This is a genomic window from Anabaena lutea FACHB-196 (genome assembly GCF_014698305.1).
Taxonomy (GTDB): domain Bacteria; phylum Cyanobacteriota; class Cyanobacteriia; order Cyanobacteriales; family Nostocaceae; genus Anabaena; species Anabaena lutea.
On sequence record NZ_JACJST010000024.1, the window covers coordinates 58,278 to 79,937 of the forward strand.

20 protein-coding genes are annotated in these 21,660 nt (G+C 41.0%); 13 read left to right on the forward strand and 7 right to left on the reverse strand.

The genetic code is table 11. From position 1 onward, the window contains the following. Window positions 1–349 precede the first annotated feature (349 nt). Window positions 350–1,177, forward strand: coding sequence for a fasciclin domain-containing protein (locus H6G59_RS21560; RefSeq protein WP_190718211.1), 828 nt, complete (start codon window positions 350–352; stop codon window positions 1,175–1,177). Window positions 1,178–1,300: 123 nt separating this feature from the next. Here the strand turns inward: H6G59_RS21560 and H6G59_RS21565 are convergent, their stop codons facing one another. Further along, complete coding sequence (locus H6G59_RS21565; protein ID WP_190718214.1) at window positions 1,301–1,849, reverse strand: YciE/YciF ferroxidase family protein; 549 nt, start codon at window positions 1,847–1,849, stop codon at window positions 1,301–1,303. A gap of 201 nt (window positions 1,850–2,050) precedes the next feature. On the opposite strand from H6G59_RS21565, the gene H6G59_RS21570 reads away from it, so the two are divergent. Beyond that, window positions 2,051–2,731, forward strand: coding sequence for a HEAT repeat domain-containing protein (locus H6G59_RS21570; RefSeq protein WP_190718217.1), 681 nt, complete (start codon window positions 2,051–2,053; stop codon window positions 2,729–2,731). Between the two features lie 58 nt (window positions 2,732–2,789). After that, window positions 2,790–3,365 (forward strand): phycobiliprotein lyase, encoded by a 576-nt coding sequence (locus H6G59_RS21575; RefSeq protein ID WP_190718220.1) that lies wholly within the window; start codon window positions 2,790–2,792, stop codon window positions 3,363–3,365. Window positions 3,366–3,567: 202 nt separating this feature from the next. Here the strand turns inward: H6G59_RS21575 and H6G59_RS21580 are convergent, their stop codons facing one another. Then, window positions 3,568–5,046 carry a site-2 protease family protein gene (locus tag H6G59_RS21580; RefSeq protein WP_190718320.1) on the reverse strand — a complete coding sequence of 493 codons (1,479 nt, stop codon included), beginning with the start codon at window positions 5,044–5,046 and terminating at the stop codon, window positions 3,568–3,570. A 164-nt stretch (window positions 5,047–5,210) separates the two neighbouring features. Here H6G59_RS21580 and H6G59_RS21585 point away from each other — a divergent pair, with 164 nt between their 5' ends. Next, a complete protein-coding gene (locus tag H6G59_RS21585) occupies window positions 5,211–5,912 on the forward strand; it encodes an MBL fold metallo-hydrolase (protein WP_190718223.1) in 702 nt (233 codons plus the stop codon). A gap of 214 nt (window positions 5,913–6,126) precedes the next feature. On the opposite strand, the gene ctpA is transcribed toward H6G59_RS21585, so the two are convergent. Next, a complete protein-coding gene (gene ctpA / locus H6G59_RS21590) occupies window positions 6,127–7,371 on the reverse strand; it encodes a carboxyl-terminal processing protease CtpA (RefSeq protein WP_190718226.1) in 1,245 nt (414 codons plus the stop codon). A gap of 350 nt (window positions 7,372–7,721) precedes the next feature. On the opposite strand from ctpA, the gene petB reads away from it, so the two are divergent. The 3 genes from petB (at window position 7,722) to H6G59_RS21605 (ending at window position 9,831) form a co-directional block, all read left to right on the forward strand. Beyond that, window positions 7,722–8,369 (forward strand): cytochrome b6, encoded by a 648-nt coding sequence (petB, locus tag H6G59_RS21595; protein WP_190718230.1) that lies wholly within the window; start codon window positions 7,722–7,724, stop codon window positions 8,367–8,369. A 247-nt stretch (window positions 8,370–8,616) separates the two neighbouring features. Then, the gene (petD, locus tag H6G59_RS21600) at window positions 8,617–9,099 is read left to right on the forward strand and encodes a cytochrome b6-f complex subunit IV (RefSeq protein ID WP_190718233.1); all 483 of its coding nucleotides are present in this window, start codon (window positions 8,617–8,619) and stop codon (window positions 9,097–9,099) included. Between the two features lie 288 nt (window positions 9,100–9,387). Next, window positions 9,388–9,831, forward strand: coding sequence for an ATP-binding protein (locus H6G59_RS21605; protein WP_127054930.1), 444 nt, complete (start codon window positions 9,388–9,390; stop codon window positions 9,829–9,831). Window positions 9,832–9,867: 36 nt separating this feature from the next. Here H6G59_RS21605 and H6G59_RS21610 read toward each other — a convergent pair whose 3' ends face one another. Beyond that, window positions 9,868–10,584 carry a pirin family protein gene (locus tag H6G59_RS21610; protein WP_190718236.1) on the reverse strand — a complete coding sequence of 239 codons (717 nt, stop codon included), beginning with the start codon at window positions 10,582–10,584 and terminating at the stop codon, window positions 9,868–9,870. Window positions 10,585–10,838: 254 nt separating this feature from the next. Here H6G59_RS21610 and H6G59_RS21615 point away from each other — a divergent pair, with 254 nt between their 5' ends. The 5 genes from H6G59_RS21615 to H6G59_RS21635 all read left to right on the forward strand — a co-directional run bounded on the left by H6G59_RS21615 (window position 10,839) and on the right by H6G59_RS21635 (window position 16,084). Then, window positions 10,839–13,859, forward strand: a complete 3,021-nt coding sequence (locus H6G59_RS21615) for a valine--tRNA ligase (protein WP_190718239.1) — start codon at window positions 10,839–10,841, stop codon at window positions 13,857–13,859. 76 nt (window positions 13,860–13,935) lie between these two features. Beyond that, window positions 13,936–14,367, forward strand: coding sequence for a hypothetical protein (locus H6G59_RS21620; RefSeq protein WP_190718241.1), 432 nt, complete (start codon window positions 13,936–13,938; stop codon window positions 14,365–14,367). A gap of 110 nt (window positions 14,368–14,477) precedes the next feature. Beyond that, window positions 14,478–15,386 (forward strand): GIY-YIG nuclease family protein, encoded by a 909-nt coding sequence (locus tag H6G59_RS21625; protein WP_190718244.1) that lies wholly within the window; start codon window positions 14,478–14,480, stop codon window positions 15,384–15,386. A gap of 114 nt (window positions 15,387–15,500) precedes the next feature. Beyond that, entirely contained in the window at window positions 15,501–15,791 is a 291-nt protein-coding gene (locus tag H6G59_RS21630; RefSeq protein WP_127054925.1) for a type II toxin-antitoxin system ParD family antitoxin, read from the forward strand. After that, window positions 15,788–16,084 (forward strand): type II toxin-antitoxin system RelE/ParE family toxin, encoded by a 297-nt coding sequence (locus H6G59_RS21635; protein WP_127054924.1) that lies wholly within the window; start codon window positions 15,788–15,790, stop codon window positions 16,082–16,084. Before H6G59_RS21630 ends, H6G59_RS21635 begins: the two co-directional genes overlap by 4 nt. 151 nt (window positions 16,085–16,235) lie before the next feature. Here the strand turns inward: H6G59_RS21635 and H6G59_RS21640 are convergent, their stop codons facing one another. Beyond that, window positions 16,236–18,227 carry an ABC1 kinase family protein gene (locus H6G59_RS21640; protein ID WP_190718248.1) on the reverse strand — a complete coding sequence of 664 codons (1,992 nt, stop codon included), beginning with the start codon at window positions 18,225–18,227 and terminating at the stop codon, window positions 16,236–16,238. A gap of 541 nt (window positions 18,228–18,768) precedes the next feature. Continuing rightward, entirely contained in the window at window positions 18,769–19,239 is a 471-nt protein-coding gene (locus H6G59_RS21645; protein ID WP_190718251.1) for a BON domain-containing protein, read from the reverse strand. A gap of 567 nt (window positions 19,240–19,806) precedes the next feature. Between H6G59_RS21645 and H6G59_RS21650 the strand changes: the two genes are divergently transcribed. Beyond that, entirely contained in the window at window positions 19,807–21,315 is a 1,509-nt protein-coding gene (locus H6G59_RS21650; RefSeq protein WP_190718254.1) for a histidine kinase, read from the forward strand. Window positions 21,316–21,413: 98 nt separating this feature from the next. Here the strand turns inward: H6G59_RS21650 and H6G59_RS21655 are convergent, their stop codons facing one another. Next, window positions 21,414–21,653 carry a DUF167 domain-containing protein gene (locus tag H6G59_RS21655; protein ID WP_190718257.1) on the reverse strand — a complete coding sequence of 80 codons (240 nt, stop codon included), beginning with the start codon at window positions 21,651–21,653 and terminating at the stop codon, window positions 21,414–21,416. Window positions 21,654–21,660: the final 7 nt, after the last annotated feature.

The following is a 21,660-nucleotide window of genomic DNA, read 5'->3' on the forward strand; positions in this document are numbered from 1 at the left end:
GTTGCACATATTGATTTTTGGGACAAATGTCGCAAAACCTCTCCCCCTCAACCCAAAAGTGCAATTTGTCAGCCTAACATCTGACACTGCGGCCTAAATACAGCGACCATACTCACATGAGGAAGCAAGCTACAAAATTTCTAAACAGCCCTCCTCATCAGCCTTTTAAATTTTAAAATTTAAATTCTGCCAACACGTAGCATCTCCTAGAGAAGCAGTACTAGCTTATCATCACGACCTAGTCTGAATTTGGACTAAAAATCTGATTTACAGTTCTGGTTAGATTTTGGTTTAACAAAATGTTATAAGTTTTTATGTAGCTCGTTAACAAAGAAGACAAACACAATTTATGAATGCAAATTACAGCAAATTATTGACCAAATTGGCGGGTATCGTCGGCATAACTGGCTTTAGTCTCCTGATTACTTTACCATCTGAAGCCAAAGAAGTCCTAAATCCTCAGCCGAATATTTTCAACGAAGCTCCCTATAATCGGAGTCAAAGAATTCCAGAAAATTATCAACCCCTATCCACCGAAAAGGGCAATACTAAGGGCAAAATCCAGGTGAAGCAGAAAGGTGGAAGTGGAGTACTCAATCCTAAACCAAGCATTTTCAATGAGCCGAGGTATAGAGGTCGTAATACATCTGGACAAACTCAACCCGTGAAACCGGAGACAGAAGTTCCCACCACTCCAGGAACTCAAACACCTGAAACTACTACAACTCCAACAACCCAACCACCTGCCAGTACAACACAAACCAAAAACATTGTAGAAATAGCAGAATCAAATGGCTCTTTTACAACCTTAATCAAGGCTTTAAACGCTGCTGGACTGACAGAAGTATTGAAAGGAAATGGTCCTTTCACTGTTTTTGCTCCCACTGATGCAGCTTTTGCAGATTTACCACAAGACGCTGTGAAGGATTTGTTAAAGCCAGAAAACAAAGAAGTATTAGTGAAAGTTTTAACTTATCACGTGGTGCCAGGTAAAGTACTTTCTACCGATTTGAAAAGTGGTGAAGTCAAAAGCTTACAAGGTGATCCAATTAATGTGAAAGTTGATAAGGTTACAGGTGTAACAGTCAATGATGCTCAGGTAACTCAGGCAGATATTCAAGGAAGCAATGGTGTTATTCATGTAATTGATACTGTGATTTTGCCACCTAGTCTGTAGGATTAATCCCTTGCAGATAAATTTTGCAAGGAGTTTGTAAAAGGTTTTTCTGTCAAACGAAGATAGAGACGTTTCCTGAAACGTCTCTACAATGTGAGTTATTTGAATGCAAATCGCTGTAAATTAGCGAGATTTAGTAGTCTTGCCGTTACCAGATTGTGCTGCTTGAAGTAACTGCGGTATCAACTGGTCAATTTTTTGTGCTGTCTGCTCTTCTTGGTGCAAGTTTTGCTGTAGCAACTGCACTACTTCTTGTTGTCCCATCCGTTCAGCAACTGTAATCAAGCCACGATAGCAAGCAATCTCGAAATGCTCAACTTTGGACTGAACTCCTGCTAGACCTAAGTCCAGAATTGTGGGATTATTAGCAGCTAGTAGCATGAATTTTTGACCATCACTAATCACACCAGCCGCAGCTTCACAAGTAACTCGTTGTGGTTGCTGTTTCAAAGTGCTGAAAACCTGCTCTAGATTTCGGATTTGCTGCTCGGTTTCACGAATATGGGTCTCAATTAGAGACTTACACTGGTTGTTTTGACAACATTGCCACATCATCTGCTGTGCTTCTAAGAAGCGATTTTCAGCATCGTACATCGCACCAACTTCGTAGATAAACTTATCTTGCAAGCTTGTGATTTGTTTGACACCTGGACGTTCGCTAAGTTGAACCATTGTGATTCTCCTGAAGGTTTGACGCTGTACTCTACAGTCGTACCTTTAACCCTACGTTTAGCCTTGATTCTTCTCTTCACACCTGAGGCACAGTTAGGGGTGGGATCTGAGAGATAACTGGAATACATTAGACTTACACCTGGGGCATAGGTAGTTAATTAAGTTAAAGTAAAGATAAATTAAGAAAGTGCAGTAAATTAAATGAATACTCCCAGCTTAGAGATAATTTCTACTCAGTTAGAAAGTCCAAATTTACGCGATCGCATGGTAGCTCTTGCCAGCTTACGCCATATCTCCCCAGAGGATGCTGTACCTTTAATTAAAAAGGTCTTAGATGATGAATCTCTGCAACTGCGCTCAATGGCAGTATTTGCTCTAGGTATCAAGCAAACCCCAGAATGTTATCCTATCTTGGTGAGAATTTTAGAAACTGACCCCGATTATGGTATCCGCGCAGATGCTGCTGGGGCTTTAGGCTATTTAGGTGATAACCGAGCCTTAGAAGCTTTATCACGGGCCTTTTATGAAGATACTGATTGGCTAGTTAGATTTAGTGCGGCTGTAGCTCTCGGTAATATTAAAGACCCCCGCGCCCGTGAAATTTTGACTAAAGCACTCGATAGCGAAGAAGTAGTCATCCAACAAGCGGCTATTTCCGCTTTGGGAGAAATTAAATCTATTGAGTCTGTGGCTGAGATTCTCCGTTTTGCTCAAGCAGAGGATTGGTTAGTGCGGCAGCGACTTGCAGAAGCTTTGGGTAATTTGCCCAGTCCCAAGAGTATCTCAGCTTTGAAATATTTAGAAAAAGACAGTCATCCCCACGTTGCGGAAGCTGCCACAATTTCTCTCAAAAGACTGGAAGAAATAGGCAACCAAGTTTAAGTTAAAGGACTCCTGCTAGTTTTTAATAATAAAAGTAGGATTTAGAAAATTTTGATTCATGAATATTGAAGAGTTTTTTGAATTAAGTGCTGGTAAATGGTTTTCTCATCGCACAAGTCACCATTTGGCTTTTAAGCAATCGGAAGACGGTAAATCAGATATCGTGATTGAGATGCTGGAAGCAGATCATCCAGAGGTAATTAAACTATGTCAACAGTATGAAATTGAACCTAGTGCGGCTTCCTGTGGTGCGCGAGTTACCTGGAACGGCACAATGGAATGGGACGAGGAAAAACACCAAGGTTCTACCGTTTTAGCCACAGTACCTAGTGCGGATAATCCAGATGAAGGTAAGTTACTGCGGGAAATGGGTTACGCAGAGAAAGCCCCCGTCGCTGGCAGCTATAAAATGGGCAATGATGGCGCTCTTACTCTCATTACTGAGTATGAAACCATGTGGTCTGAAGAACGGTTGTGGTTTGCTAGTCCCAATTTGCGGATGCGGGTCAGTGTCTTGAAGCGTTTTGGCGGTTTTAGCATGGCTTCCTTCACTTCGGAAATTCGCGTGGGTAGCACTGCTGTATCCACAAAGGCTACTGAAGCGGCTAATGCAGTTACAGCCACCGCAAGCTAAAACTTTATACTACAACAGCAAAGCCCGCACCGTCGGGCTTGCTTTTTATTTTTTATTTAGGACTTACGCAAGATGTGACTGAAAACCTTATTCCTGTGTAGCGGTAATTCATGAATTACCGCTACTTTGGTTCTGTTTTGCGTAAGTCCTATTATTTTTGAATTTTGAATTTTGGATTTTGGATTTCCCTCAAGCCCAGCTTCTAAATTTGCAATACACGAGCCAAGAATTCAGGTAATGGCAGCACAATCAACAATAATAAAGCTATTGCCACTAATCCCAAAACATCACGTTTATTATCAAGTTCTGTGACATCATTCAGTGCAGGTTCATCAATCAACGGCACGAATAATAAAATAATTGCCCACAATAAAAATTCTTCTCGGATAAACGAAAGTAGTAATAACAATAAACGAGCAATTTGACCAATAGCAACTGCGGTGCGTTGTCCAAACATTGCATGGACAATATGTCCACCATCAAGTTGTCCCACGGGCATCAAGTTTAATGCCGTCACAATCAGTCCTAAAAACCCAGCTACTGCAACTGGATGCAAATCAATAGCTGATTTTACTGTTAACTCACTTCCTAATGCTAACTTTGCCAGCAATGCTAATAAAATTGAATATTTGGGATTAAGAGAATCAGGATTCAAAAGTCCGGGTTTTTCGCTGAGAGGAACTATTTCCGAATGAGCTAACCCCCATAGGAGTAGAGGCAAGGTCACAACAAAACCCGCAATCGGCCCAGCTATACTGACATCAAATAAAGCTTTGCGGTTGGGAATCGGACTACGCATCTGAATAAATGCCCCAAAAGTTCCCAGGAAAAATGGTACAGGAATAAAGTAAGGCAGTGTCGAGCGAATTTTGTAGAATCGAGCCGTGAAATAGTGACCAAGTTCGTGAATACCTAAAATAGTCATTAACCCTAATGCATAGGGTAAGCCTTTGAGAAAGATAGTTGGGTCAGATTCTACTTGTGTTAATTCAACACCAGCAATTTTCGCACCCATCAAAGTAGTAGTTATTAAAGTAGCTGCTAAGAGTATGAGTGCTACGACTGGTTGAGTTAAATTTTCTCGCTTGCTGTTGTTACTTTGTTTAGCAGCTTGACTATTGGGAACGAGTACAAAAAAAGGTTTATCGTTTATACCTTCTTGAAATATTACCAAGAAGCGATCGCCAAATACTGATTCAATATTTGTTTTAATCTGCTGATAAGCATTAATTGGTGTAGTTCGCAACTGACCCCGACAAATCACTGCTTGAGGTCGATACTCGATGTTTTGGATATAGTATACAGACCAAGAAAAACAATTTCGCAGTTGAGTTTCTTCTGCTGGCTCAATAGGACGTACTGGTGTTGGCACTGGGTTAGAATGATTAGCTGATGGTAATACCGCGTCAGAAGGTTGAGTCTGTGTATCTCCTGGTACTCGCCGACCCCACTGAAATAACAGCCAGTATAACAGCAGCGATACAACTGAAGGCCAGATAATCAGCGTTGCTGGAGGCGGTTGTTTAGCACCATAGATCAGCGTCCAAGCAGTCAACACAAAAGATGGTGTCATTAACACCAGCCACAACAACCACACAGGGGTTCGGGTGATTTGAGCCACGCTGCGCTGAATTATTAGATAAGTAGCTAGTCCTAGTAACAGGAGAAACCAAAATGCCATGTTATCTTCACCAGTTTTGACAGAATGCCTACCTGTAGTCTTTGTCAAAGATCATGACTACAAAAAAGACTGAAATTCCTAATTTTTCAACTACAGTTAACAGCGTTGGGTAAATACACTGTAACCTGATTGTTCATCACTCCTCAGTTTTGGTTTGTTTATTTATGTCTTTCTTACCTCAACAGCCAAGTCCTAGGACTAAGCCACCAATAACTGTACTTTCTGACGAAGTGCCTAGAGAAGAAAACTTACCGACAAACTTCGCACTCAAAACCATTTTTGCATTTCCACCTAATAGGGATACATTAGGGGGAACTTCTTACTTGATTTTCAGGAATGAAGGTAATATCCTGATAGACTGCCCCGCTTTAGACAAGACAAATCAGGATTTTATGAGCTTATGTGGGGGTGTGCGTTGGTTGTTTATCACTCATCGCGGTGCTATTGGCAAAGCGGCAGAAATTCAGCAAATCTTTAACTGTGAAATTCTTATTCAAGAACAAGAAGCTTATTTATTACCTGGCTCAATTGTCACCACCTTTGGTCAAGAATTCACTCTTGATAACACAGCACAAGCAATTTGGACACCAGGCCATTCTCCCGGCTCATCATGTCTATACTATCGTGAATTTGGGGGCGTGCTATTTTCTGGACGGCATTTACTTCCTAACCAAAAAGGTGAACTGGTTCCACTCCGCACACCAAAGACTTTTCACTGGCCAAGACAACTTAAAAGTCTTCAAGCCTTGCGCGATCGCTTTACACCTGAAACTTTACAGTACATTTGCCCCGGCGCTAATCTAGGCTTTCTCCGAGGCAAACGTTTTCTAGACCAAGCTTATCAACGATTGGTAATGGATAATTGAAGGCAGAAGGCAGAAGGCAGGGGGCAGGGACAAGAGGACACGGAGACACGGAGACACGGGGACGCGGAGATATGGGAAAAGAAGACACGGGGATAGGGGGAAAGAGTTGACTATCAGAAGACAATCTCTCTTTCTCACCGCGTCTCCCCATCACCCCATCACCCCATCACCCCATCACCCCATCACCCCATCACCCCATCACCGCGTCTCCGTGTCAAGCCTTCCCAACTACTACCAAATTTTTAGTCAACACTTCCACAGCAGCTTGATATTGACTATCGGCTTCTGTGCCAATTTGCTGACGGGTAATTGGTTCTTGGGTAATTACTTTGTCTGGTTTAATACCCAACTTATTAATGTCTCGGTGGTTAGGAGTTTCGTATTTAGCAATTGTCACCGCCAAACCCGAACCATCAGACAATTCAAATAAGGACTGAATTAGTCCCTTGCCAAAGGTAGTTTCACCTATTAACTGAGCGCGACCATTATCTTGCAACGCACCTGCTAGAATCTCACTAGCGCTGGCAGTTCCTTGATTGACTAAAATCACCAAAGGATCTTCTGTCAGGGCTGTACCAGCAGCTTCAAAATTCCCCTGAATACCTTGTCGGTTGACAGTGTAAACGATTGTGCCTGAGTTTAACCATTGCCTAGCGACTTCAATTCCAGCTTGTAATAGTCCCCCTGGATTATTTCGCAAATCGAGAATGTAGGCAGCAGCGCCTTTTTTTTCTAAACTAGAAATAGCGTGCGCCAATTCCATAGAGGCATTAGCATTAAATTGAGTTAGGCGTAGGTAGCCAATGGGTTGCCCTTGGGGGGACAAACGCAATTCAGCTACCACAGGATTAAGTTCAATGCGATCGCGCATTAAGATAAATTCCTTTTCTGCCTCTCCCTCTCGTGCAATCAAGAGAGTTACAATACTACCGATTGGTCCACGCATCCGCGCCGCTGCTTCGTCAAGAGTGAGATTCTCTGTAGATAATCCTTCAATTTTCAAAATGCGATCGCGTGGTCTGAGTCCCGCTTTCTGGGCTGGAGAACCTTCAATAGGTGTAATTACTTCCAAGCTACCAGTCTGGGAATTGAGGGCAATTTGTAAACCTACACCTGTTAGTTCTCCAGAAGTATTAACTTGCAAACTGCGGTACTGCTCTGGATCTAGAAACCGAGTAAAAGGATCATCAAGGCTCTTAAGCATATTTTGAATTGCCCCATAAGCTGCTTCAGGGTTATTCAGCGGCTTTTTTAGAGCTTTTTGCCGCACATCAGCCCAGTTTTGATGATTAAACGTCTCATCCAGATAAGAGCGATTGACAATTCGCCAAACCTCAGAAACTAATTTCTGCTCCTGCGTCAAAGCTGATGCTGGTTGGATGAATGAGCCAAAACCCAAGCAAAAAGCCAAAACTAAACAAAATCCCAGCCGCAAAACCTGTTTATTCATGAACCCCATCTTCAATTCCACCTCAACCCAAATTCCCTAGAACTGACTAAATACCCGATTGTTTATGAAATCTATCTCTCGACTATGTTACTTTTTTTATAGAAGACGTGCATTGCTCTCATCAAGTTGTTATGTCAACTGATTTGGGTCAAACCCTCTTCATTAACGATAAAATCTACCTTGTAGCCAACGTTTTTGGCGTTAGCTTGCAAAGGGGAAGCAATATATTCCATATTTACAGAGTGTTAAGTTTCTGAAAAAATTTAATCACTCTGAAGAAAACTCATCTTTGTGAAAATCCCAAAATTGCTATTGGGAGATTTATCAACCGCAACCGATTGTTAGGAATTTGAGATTGTATGGCCAATGTTTATGACTGGTTTGAGGAGCGCTTAGAACTCGAAGCGATCGCAGAAGACGTAACCAGCAAATACGTCCCTCCTCACGTCAATATCTTCTACTGTCTAGGTGGAATTACCCTAGTTTGCTTCCTGATCCAGTTTGCTACTGGATTTGCGATGACATTCTACTATAAGCCGACAGTCACTGAAGCTTACTCCTCAGTAGAGTACATCATGAATGAAGTCAACTTCGGTTGGCTAATTCGCTCCATTCACCGCTGGTCAGCCAGCATGATGGTGCTAATGATGATTCTGCACACCTTCCGGGTTTACCTCACAGGTGGTTTCAAAAAGCCCCGCGAACTAACCTGGATCAGTGGTGTCATCCTAGCTGTAATCACCGTTTCCTTCGGTGTGACAGGCTACTCCCTACCTTGGGATCAAGTTGGTTACTGGGCTGTGAAAATTGTTAGTGGTGTACCAGAAGCAATTCCCGTAGTTGGCGTTCTCATCTCCGACCTACTGCGCGGTGGTTCCAGTGTTGGTCAAGCAACACTAACTCGCTACTACAGCGCTCACACCTTCGTTCTACCTTGGTTAATTGCAGTCTTCATGCTGTTCCACTTCTTGATGATCCGCAAACAAGGTATTTCCGGTCCTTTGTAATTTAAAGTCATTAGCGAAAAGGCATGATTCAGTTTCCAGATCAGTGTTGTTTGTTTTAAACTTAGGAAACAGAAAAAACATAAGTTCTAAACAAACACTACTATCTGAACCTGTAAACGGTGAAAGTTGTAAACACTGGGCTAAAAAATATGCCTTTCCACCAGATGTACTTAGAGCCGATTACCTAAACATCTGATGGCTTTCACCAATGCTCTAACTCAACTTCAGCAGGAGAGTACTTTTAAAAATGTCAACGCAAAAAAAACCCGATCTGAGCGATCCTAAGTTAAGAGCCAAACTTGCCCAAGGCATGGGACACAACTACTATGGTGAACCCGCTTGGCCAAATGATTTGCTGTATGTATTTCCCATCGTAATTATGGGTTCATTTGCTTGTATTGTGGCTCTAGCGGTGCTAGATCCGGCAATGACAGGTGAACCAGCTAATCCTTTTGCTACCCCCTTGGAAATTTTGCCAGAGTGGTATCTATACCCAGTCTTCCAGATTTTGCGCTCACTACCTAACAAGCTGTTAGGAGTATTAGCAATGGCCTCCGTACCCTTGGGGCTAATTCTCGTTCCCTTTATTGAGAACGTTAATAAGTTCCAAAACCCCTTCCGTCGTCCAGTAGCCACAACAGTATTTCTGTTTGGTACTCTCGTCACCGTGTGGTTAGGTATTGGTGCTGCGTTACCATTAGACAAATCTCTGACTTTGGGACTGTTCTAAATTAGTTGCCACAAAGCGCTGTTACGCCTGTGAGTTTCAAGAGCATATTATACTAAAGTTATGAGTGAGTCTAAAAACTGGCTGACCTTTAAGTCATCAACGGCGCTTTAGCTGCTCATAGTTCTAGCTTGGATATGCTTTTGAAAACAAACAGGCGTAAATTTTAATAGTTTAAGCTGGATCTGAGATTTTCAGTTGTGGATGGAAAATAAAAACTATTCCTCAATCCAAAATCGCCCAAAAACAAACAACACCATTTTTCACTTATCTACATTCAAGTCAAGGTCAATGCTTACCACAGTGCAGCAAGACCATCTGACGGTGAAGAGCGATCTTAAGCTCCTAAACCACGTACAACAATGGTTTGAAAAATTTTCTCTCCAATATTTATCTGAATTTGGCTGGTCAGAAAGCCAACTTTATCGCCTCAACTTAGCATTAGCAGAAGGCTTTACCAACGCAGTTCGTCACGCTCATCGAGCATTACCACCAGAAACAGACATAGAAATTCAATTGAGTCTGTGGAATGACCGTTTAGAGATCAGAATTTGGGATCATGGTAAACCTTTTAATCCTGATGCTATAGTCGAGCCAGAGCCAGGTACTCTACAAGTAGGAGGGTATGGATGGTTTCTGCTTCGACGCTTGGCAGATCATGTTGTCTACGAACGTGCTGCTGATAGCAGAAACTGCCTGCTGATTGTCAAATATTGTCTGGAAGGGCAATATTAACAGGAACAAATTGTCAGCGCTGGGATTAATTGCTGTTTAAGCTAAGTCAAAAAGCAAGATTTCCCCTCTGAGATTGGTACTAATTTCTAGTTGCTCTTCTCCAGTAATTTGTACTCCGTCCCCTGCTCTAAGTTCTTTACCATTTAAAATTACTTCACCTGTTGCGATTTGTAACCAGGCATAACGATGAGGCTGGACGCGATAATTAATAATGTCTCCTTGTTCTAAAATAGATGCGTATAAATCAATATCTTGGTGAATAGTCACCGCATCATCACGTCCATCTTTAGCAGCAATTAAACGTAGTTTTCCCCGTTTTTCTTCTACAGAAAAAGTTTTTTGTTCATACCGTGGGGTTAATCCTAGGGTATCTGGTAACATCCAGATTTGCAGTAAGTGCAGTTCTTCAGTTTGTGAGAAATTAAATTCACTGTGCATAATACCAGTCCCAGCACTCATAATTTGTGCGTCACCGGGACGAATTACCGAACCTGTACCCAAACTATCTTTATGTTCAACTGCACCTGACAAAACATAGGTGAGAATTTCCATATCTCGATGTCCGTGAGTAGGAAATCCAGCCCCAGCAGCAATCCTGTCATCATTGATGACTCGCAGAGAACGAAATCCCATGCGGTTTGCATCATAAAAATGACTGAAAGAAAATGTATGATAACTATCTAACCAGTCAATCTGACTATGACCACGTGCATTTCCATCATGAATAATGTAGTTAATTGTATTTTGAGACATGATTTCACCTCACTGTAAAGATGTATTTAATTGCAGAAATAATCAGCTTTTTTGTTAGTTAGTAATCAACCTTGATGTTGATAAACAAACTGGTAAATCGGCTTTAAACTATTACTATAATAAACCATACCCCTTGATAATAAAAAGTACGCACTTGTAAGTGCTGTACTTACCAAAAAGATACTATTAGGTTATCCCCTCTCCATCTCTGTGGCAAAATTGATCAGAGTCCTCAAAAACTGATTATTCCCAGCATGACCGCAACTATTCCCAATTTACCTAGTCTCTACGAACCCTTCTCCACAGAAGCCAAATGGCAAAAATTCTGGGAAGACAACCAAGTTTACAAAGCTGACCTCAACCACAAGGGCAAACCCTACTGTATCGTCATTCCTCCCCCCAACGTGACCGGCAGTTTGCATATGGGTCACGCCTTTGAAAGTGCGTTGATTGATAGCCTGGTGCGCTACCATCGCATGAAAGGACGCAATACCCTCTGGCTACCCGGAACCGACCACGCCAGCATTGCTGTACAAACTATTCTCGAAAAGCAACTCAAGGCTGAAGGTAAAACTCGCTATGATTTGGGACGCGAAAAATTCCTAGAACGGGCTTGGCAATGGAAAGCGGAATCTGGGGGTACAATTGTTAATCAACTGCGCCGTTTGGGTGTTTCGGTAGACTGGACGCGGGAACGCTTCACTTTAGATGCAGGTTTATCGAAAGCTGTTTTAGAAGCATTTATCCGCCTTTATGATGAGGGACTGATTTATCGGGGGAACTATTTGGTTAATTGGTGTCCCGCTTCTCAATCTGCGGTATCTGATTTGGAAGTGGAACCAAAAGAGGTAAATGGTAATCTTTGGCACTTCCGCTATCCGCTGAGTGACGGTTCTGGTTTTGTAGAAGTGGCGACAACTCGACCAGAAACGATGCTAGGTGATACAGCAGTTGCGGTTAACCCCAATGACGAAAGGTATAAACATTTAATTGGTAAAACCCTGATTTTGCCAATTATGAACCGAGAAATCCCCATTATTGGTGATGAATTGGTTGACCCGGCTTTCGGTACTGGTTGCGTGAAAGTAACTCCAGCCCATGACCCCAATGATTTTGAAATGGGTAAACGTCATAATTTGCCGTTTATCAATATTATGAATAAAGACGGCACTCTGAACGAAAATGCTGGGGAGTTTCAAGGACAAGACCGCTTTGTGGCTAGGAAAAATGTGGTTTCTCGCCTTGAAGCAGATGGGGTTTTGGTGAAGATAGAAGATTATAAACATACAGTACCTTATAGCGATCGCGGAAAAGTCCCCGTTGAACCTCTCCTTTCTACCCAGTGGTTTGTCAAAATTCGCCCCCTCGCTGACAAAACTCTCGAATTCCTCGACCAGCAAAATTCCCCAGAAATTGTCCCCCAACGTTGGGCTAAGGTTTATCGTGATTGGTTGTTGAATTTGCGCGACTGGTGTGTTTCTCGTCAACTGTGGTGGGGTCATCAAATCCCTGCTTGGTACGCTGTCAGCGAAACCGACGGACAAATCACAGACTCAACACCCCATTTCGTAGCGCGAACGGAAACAGAAGCTTGGGAAAAAGCCAAATCACAATTTGGGGAAAATGTCAAATTAGAACAAGACCCCGATGTTTTAGATACTTGGTTTTCTTCTGGACTTTGGCCATTTTCAACTTTAGGCTGGCCAGAACAAACCCCTGATTTAGCAACTTACTACCCCAACGCCACCTTAGTTACAGGTTTTGATATCATCTTTTTCTGGGTGGCGAGAATGACAATGATGGCGGGACATTTCACTGGACAAATGCCGTTTAAAACTGTTTACATTCACGGCTTAGTCAGGGATGAAAATAATAAGAAAATGTCGAAATCAGCAAATAATGGTATTGACCCGTTATTGCTAATTGACAAATATGGAACTGATGCCCTTCGTTATACCTTAATTAAAGAAGTAGCAGGTGCTGGTCAAGATATTCGTCTAGAATATGACCGCAAAAAAGATGAATCAACATCTGTAGAAGCATCTCGTAACTTTGCCAATAAGTTATGGAATGCTGCTCGATTTGTAATGATGAATTTGGATGGGCAAACTCCGGCACAATTGGGTAAACCTGAGCCGACAGAACTCAGTGATAAATGGATTATTTCCCGTTATCATCAAGTAGTTAGACAAACCACGAATTACATCGACAATTACGGTTTAGGAGAAGCAGCTAAGGGACTTTATGAGTTTATTTGGGGTGACTTCTGTGATTGGTATATTGAATTAGTAAAATCCCGATTACAGAAAGATGCAGATCCCACATCTCGCAAAGTTGCTCAACAAATTCTCGCTGATGTATTGGCAGGAATTCTAAAACTACTTCATCCCTTTATGCCTCATATTACTGAGGAAATTTGGCAAACTCTCACTCAACAACCAGCAGAAAATCCCCAAATTCTAGCCTTACAGCCCTATCCTGAAGCGGATGAAAAATTAATTGACCAAACATTGGAAGAACAGTTTGAATTGTTAATTAATACTATTCGCACAATTCGCAATTTACGGGCTGAAGCTGATATCAAACCAGGGGTAAAAATCACAGCTAATTTGCAAAGTGAAAGCGAAAAGGAACGTTTTATCCTCAATGCAGGACAGTCTTATATTCAAGATTTAGCCAAGGTAGAAACTTTAACTATTACTGACAAGACTCTGATTGATGAACCCAAAAAACCCTCAATTTCAACTAAATCAGCTTTCAAGGGTTTAAAAGCTATTGGCTTAATTATTGTCGGACTTGTTTTTTTAAGAGTGGGTATTATTGTCGGGAATGCAACTTTGCGTCTTCCTCTTTTTGGGACTTTCTTTGAAACCGTTGGTCTTGGTTATGCTGGTTGGTTTGTTGTTCGCAATATACTGACTGCGGAAGGTAGACAAAAGTTATTTACCAGTTCGTCTGAGCCAACTGATAGCCAAAATATATCACAGTCAGAAGCTACCCAAACCGAGGAATCAGACAATTCTATTGCTGGTGTTGTCGGTACTGTCCAAGTGGTAATTCCCTTAAAAGGTGTTGTCGATATTGAAGCTCTCCGTGCCAAACTAGAGAAGAGTATCAGCAAAGCCGAAGCTGAAGCTGCATCTTTAAGTTATAGACTGAGTAATCCTAAGTTTGTGGATAAAGCTCCCGCAGATGTAGTTCAAGGTGTACGGGATGCTTTAGCAGAGGCTGAGAAACAAGCTGAAATTTTGCGCGTTCGCTTGCGTACTTTATAACAAGTGATTGGTGATAGGAATAAACTTACCAATCACCAATTACGAATTACCAATTACCAATTACCTAATAGCGACAATGCTATACCTAGCCCAAGTACGTAAAAACGAATTTTTAGACCAGTATCAATTACACTTATTAGCAAGTCAGGAAACTGAATATTGTTGGTCAATGATTTCCGAAGAGGCGTTTATTCTCCTGGGAAAAGAAAACACATTGAGTGAAAAAATGCTGGTGTTAGTAGAGCTTTCCCCTACAGGTGAAGTTGAAAGAATTGAAGATGCTACCAGTTGGATACTGAATGTAGTGCAAACCTACCTCACAACTGGTATTACTCCAGAGTTTTTACAACAGGAAGCAGATAAAGCGGAAAATTGGCGACAATCTCTAACATTGCAAAACCAGGATTTAGCACGTCGTTCCTTGGAATTAGAAGCTCGTCGTGAACAAATTCAAGCTTTAGAAGAAAGTATTAACCGGGAAAAAACAGATCAACAAGGTAATTCGTAATATTTCCTTTCCTCTGGCATATGAGTAGACAAAAGTGTGATATTTTGAAATTGAGTTGGTAGCGATCGCTACCAACTCAATTTATCCTTTAGCTTTTTCTAGTAAGTCTTATGTACGCAAATAAATATGGAAAAACAATAAAACTTTTTTTGATGGATTCAGATCCGGATGGAAGGATAGTCTGCGAACTATCTAATTGGACAGGAAAAGCTTACAGAATTCCCAGAGGCAAAGTCAAAGATTGCTCTGACAGAGAAGACCTTAGAAGCACCGCAGTTTACTTATTATTTGGAAAACCTGAGACATCTACTGATAAAGCTAAAGTTTATATTGGTGAGGCTGAAAATGCTTATTCTAGACTTGTTACCCATGTATCAGAAAAAGAATTTTGGAATGAAGCAGTCGTATTCATTAGTAAAGATGAAAACCTTAATAAAGCACATATAAAATACCTAGAGTCAAGATTGTTTGAAATCGCAAATACGGCATCTAGATATGATATAGAAAACAGCAATACTCCAACAAAAAGTTCTATTTCAGAGTCTGATCAAGCAGAAATGGAAGAATTTATTGAGTATATCAAAATTCTCATAAATACGATGGGTTTTAAAGTTTTTGAGTCGATTATAAAGCAAGAGCCATTCAGTGATAATGATGATGAAAAACTATACATAAAGGCAGCTAGAGGTGCTAACGCAGAAGGTAAAAGAACATCAGATGGATTTGTTGTTTTTCGCAACTCTGAGATTGCGGCTGATACTGTTAAACATTATAGTGAAAGAGGACTTGATAAACTGAGGAATGAACTTATCGAGAATAAAATTATCGTTAAATCAGATGACAAACTTGTTTTTCAATCGGATTATTTGTTTAATAGCCCATCAGCAGCAGCAAAGGTAATAATGGGGCGTAGTGCAAACGGACTGTTGGAATGGAAAGACTTTTTCGGTAAAGCGTTAGGCGACATTGAGAAGCAAGAAATATCAACCGCTAATAAACAAATCCAGCCCAAAGGTTAGTGTGATCGCCGCTTTTGTAAGGTGCGTTAGCGATCGCAGCACTAATACAGCTATATTTAGAACTATGACCCCTTCTTTCAAATCCTAACGAATAGCCTCAAGTACTGAATAGATATGCAAATCACTCTTAGTTCACAGCAGAGCCAAATTCTTGAATCCCTCTCGCAGCAGGGTGGGTATGCTTCTCTAGAAGATGCAATTGACACAGCTCTTATTCTACTTGCTGACGAGATCATACAACAAGATTCAGACGAAACTCCAGAATACCTAGCTTGGGTCGAACAAACACGACTAAAGATCGAAGAAGGTGTACAGGCATCAGAGCGAGGTGATGTTTTAGATGCAGATGTGGTACTAGCTCGATTACGCAATAAGGTGGAAGCAGCCAAAGCCGCCTTAGCATGAAGTATTTACGGATTACGGCGACCGCCAGCCGAGACTTGGAAGCAATTTCTGATTATTTTCTGGAGATAAGCGTGGATGCTGGCGATCGCTTCGTACAAACATTCAACCAAAAGTGCCAACACCTTGCACGTTTTCCATATATCGGTAAGTCCTACGCTCGACTAAGACCTGGTTTACGAGGACTTTTGATGATGGATTACATCGTCTTTTATCAAGTTCTTGAGGATAATGTCGAAATTCTGCGTGTTGTCAGTGGATATCGTGATTTGCAGAGTGTTTTTCCTAATAACTGAGTGTTATCATGTCCACTCTAGAGTATGCGTGTAAGAATGAGAAAAAACTAATTTTTTTATTCATAATTTTGAATACTGAATTGGTGTTCTAGGAGATGGGAGAAACTTTGATGAATCCCTAACCCCCAATCTCCATTACCAATTACCTATTTTATTCTGATGCTAATAATTGGCGAATTAACCTTGTGACAGCTTTTTCTGTAAAGCGATTAGCAATTTGTTGACCTAAATGATGCACTCTTGGGTTAACAATTATCTGAGCTACCTGAGGAGCAAGTTGAGCAGGATCAAATCCCTTTGTTTGTCGAAGAATACCAAAAATGCGTCTGATATTATCTAAGGTTTGTTGTTGTTCTAATGTAGCACCGGGCATTTCATTAACTGCTGTCAAACCTACCCTTTCTCTGAGTACATAAGTAAAATTATGCATGGCATTTTTGCTGAGAGCATCAATTCCGTTGACAAACTCATCGACCAACCTGTCACGAATAAATGCACCTCGTTCCGAAGACAGAAACTCGACTCCTTGATTTAATACTAAGTTTAAATCGTATTCTTGATTTTTCCTGGCATTTGTTAACAAGTTTTCTAGGCGATTCCAACGGAATTTTCCATCTTTAAATAGTAACTCTTGCAATGATGTTCTTAATTCATCTGCTGGATCTGTTAACAGGCGTTTAGAAACGTAAGGATAAGCTTCACTGAGAACTTTGAAATCAGGATCGATATAAATAGCAATACCTTCCAAAGTCACTAAAGAACGAATAATTAAAGCATAGTAGGGAGGTACGCGGAAAGGATACTCATACATTAAAGCTGATAAATCATCGGTGATGCTTTTAATGTTGAGTTCGGCTACAGTTGCACCTTGGGCGTTAGCAAATACTCTGGAAAACGCCGGGATAATTGGTGTTAAGTCTGTTTCTGGGGTGAGAAATTCTAATTTAACGTAGTCTTGTGCTAATGAGTCAAAGTCACGGTTAACGACGTGGACTATCGCTTCAATTAAACCATAGCGCTGTGGTGGCTTAATTTCACTCATCATCCCAAAGTCAAGATAAGCCAATTTACCATCAAAGGTGGCTAACAAATTGCCAGGGTGGGGGTCAGCATGGAAAAACCCATGTTCTAATAATTGACGCAGGGAACACTGTACACCTACTTCAATGAGATAACGGGCGTTTATGCCTAGTTCCTGAAGTTCTTGTGCTTGGGTTAATTTAATGCCATTAATCCACTCCATCGTCAACACACGACGATTGGTGTATTCCCAGTAAATTTTCGGTACATATATGTCTTGCATATGACCGTATAATTTAAAAAAGCGTTCAGCATTTTTGCCTTCGTGGATATAATCCATTTCTTCAAAAATGCGATCGCCCAATTCATCCAAAATCCCGACTAAATCACTCCGTACCCGTTTGACTTTTCTCTGCACCAAACCAGCCAAAAAGCGCAAAATATACAAGTCAATAGTGATACTTTCTCGCAAATCTGGACGCTGGACTTTAATCGCCACTTCTTCCCCAGTTTTTAGCTTACCTTTATAAACTTGTCCCAAGGAAGCTGCCGCAATTGGCTCGATGGAAATTTCCGCGTAAATATTCTCTGGGGTTGCTCCTAGCTCTTCTTCGATAAACTGGTAAGCTATTTCGTTAGCAAAAGGTGGTAATTGATCTTGTAGTTTAGTTAATTCTTCCAGATACACCGGAGGAACTAAATCCGGCCTAGTAGACAAAGCCTGTCCAATTTTGATGTAAGCAGGCCCCAATTTTGTCAGCAAAGTTCGTAATTCAATGGCTCGTCGGCTATCATTTTTGACGACAATTCCCCGTTTCTTATCCCACCATATTCCCAAAACAAAGGACAAGATTGGTTGTAAAACTGCCAAAATCCGCCGAAAAACCTGCCAAGGTTTGTCTTTGTAATAGGATCGGATCTCTTCAGGATCATAAAGCAGCATCTCTGGTTCAGCTTTAGCTGTAGCTAGGATTGTCTGTTCTGGCGATGCTGAAAATTGTGGCGAATTGTTAACCAAGGTTTGTGTAACATTTTCTGGTACTACTTCAATCACGGACAATTCGCCTGCGTGACTGTCCTCCGGACTTGATGGGTAACTAGGGGGAAGTGTCTTAACTATCATGAAGAAAGCCACCGAGTTTATGAACGTTGTTAAGTATTGTAACAATATATTGCCATTTCCGCATATCCCCAACAGGTAGAAACCGGAATCGGAAATTGGGATTATTTTTTGATCAGAAGACGTTAAAACTCTTATATTGCAAGTATTATAGCCTTTTTTCTCTTCAGTCTATTTATACTAAATTGAAAAATGATTGTGACAGATGGATAGCCCGAAACCATTACCTGTCTGTGTTTCACAATCTAAAATCGTACAAACGGGAGCGGTTTGCGCTTCTGCAACATAAGAAAGAAACACAACTATTACCTCTTTCCTCCTTTCTGTCACCTGTTAAGAGTCACCTGCTATACCTCCTGTAACTTGCAATCTGCTGTAATATCCCAAATTCAAAATAAGTACTTAAGCAAACAAAAAACAGGACTTACTGTAAGTGTAAATCCTGACAAGTTTCGATATCGATTTCAGAAATGATTTTTGCTCAAATAAATCATTCCGTAAAACAGGCAAGATGCCTGTCACATAACCTTTTTGATTTATAAGTTTATGGCTTCTTCACAGGTGTAACTGTTGCTTCTACCTTAACGGTTTTCACACCTTTGACTTCCTTAACCAAAGTTTCAGCTTTTTTGAGTTCTTCCTTAGAAGTAGCTGCACCTTTGAGGATAATTTCACCTTCTTTATTCTCTACTTCCAACTTATTGCTAGGTAAAGCTGCTTTTAACTTTTTGCTAACTTCGGTTTCCAAGTCGCTGGTAGCGTTGGTAGCCCCAGGAGTAATTTTTGTGCCAGGAGTAATTTTTGTAGTTGTGTTTCCTGGTGTGGTTGTAGCTTCTGGTGTAGGTTGAGCAGTTTTATCTGTGGTTTGTGTAGTTTCAGATGCAGGTTTTGCTGGTACTGAAGGGGATTCATTGGTTGTACCAGGAACTTCTGAACCAGTTTTAGGAGCTTCTTGGCAACCAAAAACGCCCGCTACTAAAATGCCACTAACGAGAAAAGGAATTAGTTTTTTCATGTTTATCTCCCAATTGAGTACTTGAAGCGATTTACTGATTGTGTGATGCCCAGGAGCGAATCTTAAAACAGAAATTAAACACAAGAAAAAATTAGTGCTTAAGCAAGCACAGGATTTGCAGAAAATTGAAACTAGGACAACTTCTGTCGGCTCAAATCCATTAGCCTATACTGACAAGTGCCAATTCAATTTTCTGGATGGTTACAGACTTGTGGGGACTGGTATTTGCCTAAAGACTCTCTATTGACATGAGTTAGAGTCTTAGCCGCTTTTTAAGGGTAGATCATGCTGTCCCACATAGGTCACTTGATGTTATCAGATTTGGAGCAGTTTGAAGCATCTTCCATGACAATTTTATAAATTGTGGGGTGATAGGGGAAGAGGTAATTGGCTGACTTCATGCTCCCCTCTGCTTGATAATTATCAATCCAGGGGAAATTTCGCCTTAATTGTTCGGTTCTACGACTGTCATTAGTACAGAAATCACTATAACCTCGTAAGTATGTAGTGCAATGTCTGCTTTAGCTGCTGTCAGACGCTATTGAATCAACGAAGGGGTGAAAACCTGTGTACGAATGGATCTTGCCAAGTTTGAGGGAAGTTTTAGCCCAGAGCCAATCAAGTATGGCTGATTGTTCATCTGCCAAAGCCGAGCAGCAATGGCGCATCAGTTTGGCAGCTACAGAACATCTACTACACAATTCTTTAGCAACAACTTCGCCTGACATCACTCAAGGTTTAGTTTTAACTGCACCAGCACCCTTATTTAGTCAACCAAAACTGACTCAAAGTTTACAAACAGTAACTTTTACAGCAAAACCTTTTAATCCATTGGCTTTGATGCCCTTTCACATCTCACCAGCAATGGCGGGGAGTGTAGTAGCACCAGAAGTGATGTCTTCTCTCCCAAACGCTACGCGAGTGAGGGGCTGCGGTTACGAACCTGATGAAATCAATCCTGATGAATCTATCTTACCTTTATTACCTGCTGATCCTCTAGGATCAGAGCGATTTTGCTTGGTATTCACAGAAAAATTTAGATTAGTTCTGGTTTTGTCAGAACACAAAAGCGGTAAAAAAGAATTTTTATTTTCCTTTGAACCAGAGGTAGTGCAGCAGGCTTGGCGATCGCTCGGCGCTAGGGTAATCTTGACTAATCCAGAGTTATTCGCTGAGTTAGACGTTTTAGTCGAAAAGTACGCCCCAGTTGCACCAAACTATCAGACTATAATTCAATTTAGCCAGTTGCTGCTTCAGGAATTAGAGGAGCCAGAAGCGGATAAAGTTACACATACTCCTCCTATTTCCCCACCTCAGCATATTCCTGTTTCCCCGTCAGCAAAACCATCTTCTCGCCCAGATGTAGAATTACTACAAGCCTTTGCTCACGAAGTCCGCACCCCACTGACAACAATTCGCACTTTGACTCGGTTGCTACTCAAGCGAAAGGATTTACCTAATACTGTAATTAATCGCTTAGGAGTTATTGATCATGAATGTACTGAGCAAATTGATCGTATGGAGTTGTTGTTTAAAGCAGCTGAATTAGAAACTTGTGCGGCAGCTAAATCTGCGAATACACAACTAACGCCCATGTCTCTAGATCAAGTATTGCAGCAAAGTATCCCTCGTTGGCAACAAGCAGCAACTCGACGAAATTTAACTTTAGATGTGGCTTTACCTCAGCAGTTGCCAACGGTGGTAAGTAATCCTGCTATGCTAGACCGGGTACTGACTGGCTTAATGGAAAATTTTACCCGTAGTTTACCTCCCGGTAGTTCTATTCAAGTTCAGGTTAGTCCCGCAGGTGATCAACTCAAGTTACAATTATCTCCTCAATTGGATTGTCACGATTCAAGCAGAACTGCAACACTACCAATTCGTAAATCTTTAGGTCAGTTATTAATGTTCCAACCGGAAACAGGAACAATTAGTTTAAATATTGCGGCAACTAAGCATCTGTTTCAAGCGATTGGTGGTAAGTTGATTGTGCGTCAGAGTCCTCAATATGGGGAAGTGCTGACGATTTTCTTACCTTTAGAAGTTAGTAAGAACGAAAAAGTAAAAATTAAATAATTTGGCTTTGCCAATAAAATATTCTATAGGAATCATAAATGATATTTGAAAAAATTTAAGTAGTGTAGGGTGAGCAATGCCTACGTATATTTCAAAAATCAAATATTAATTCTATATACATCATCAATTTCTACAAGTTTTTGCCGAGATGATAAACCTGACTTGATTCTGATATAGGATTTAGGTACATCAAACTTTTCTGCTAATAGCTTAATTAACTCTTCATTGGCTTGACCATCAACTGGTGGTGATTTTAAATTAACAATTAAACTACCATCTTCTGCCTCTACAATTTTCTGCTGTTGGGAATTTGGTTTAACTTTCACTTTTTTTTGCATAATACAA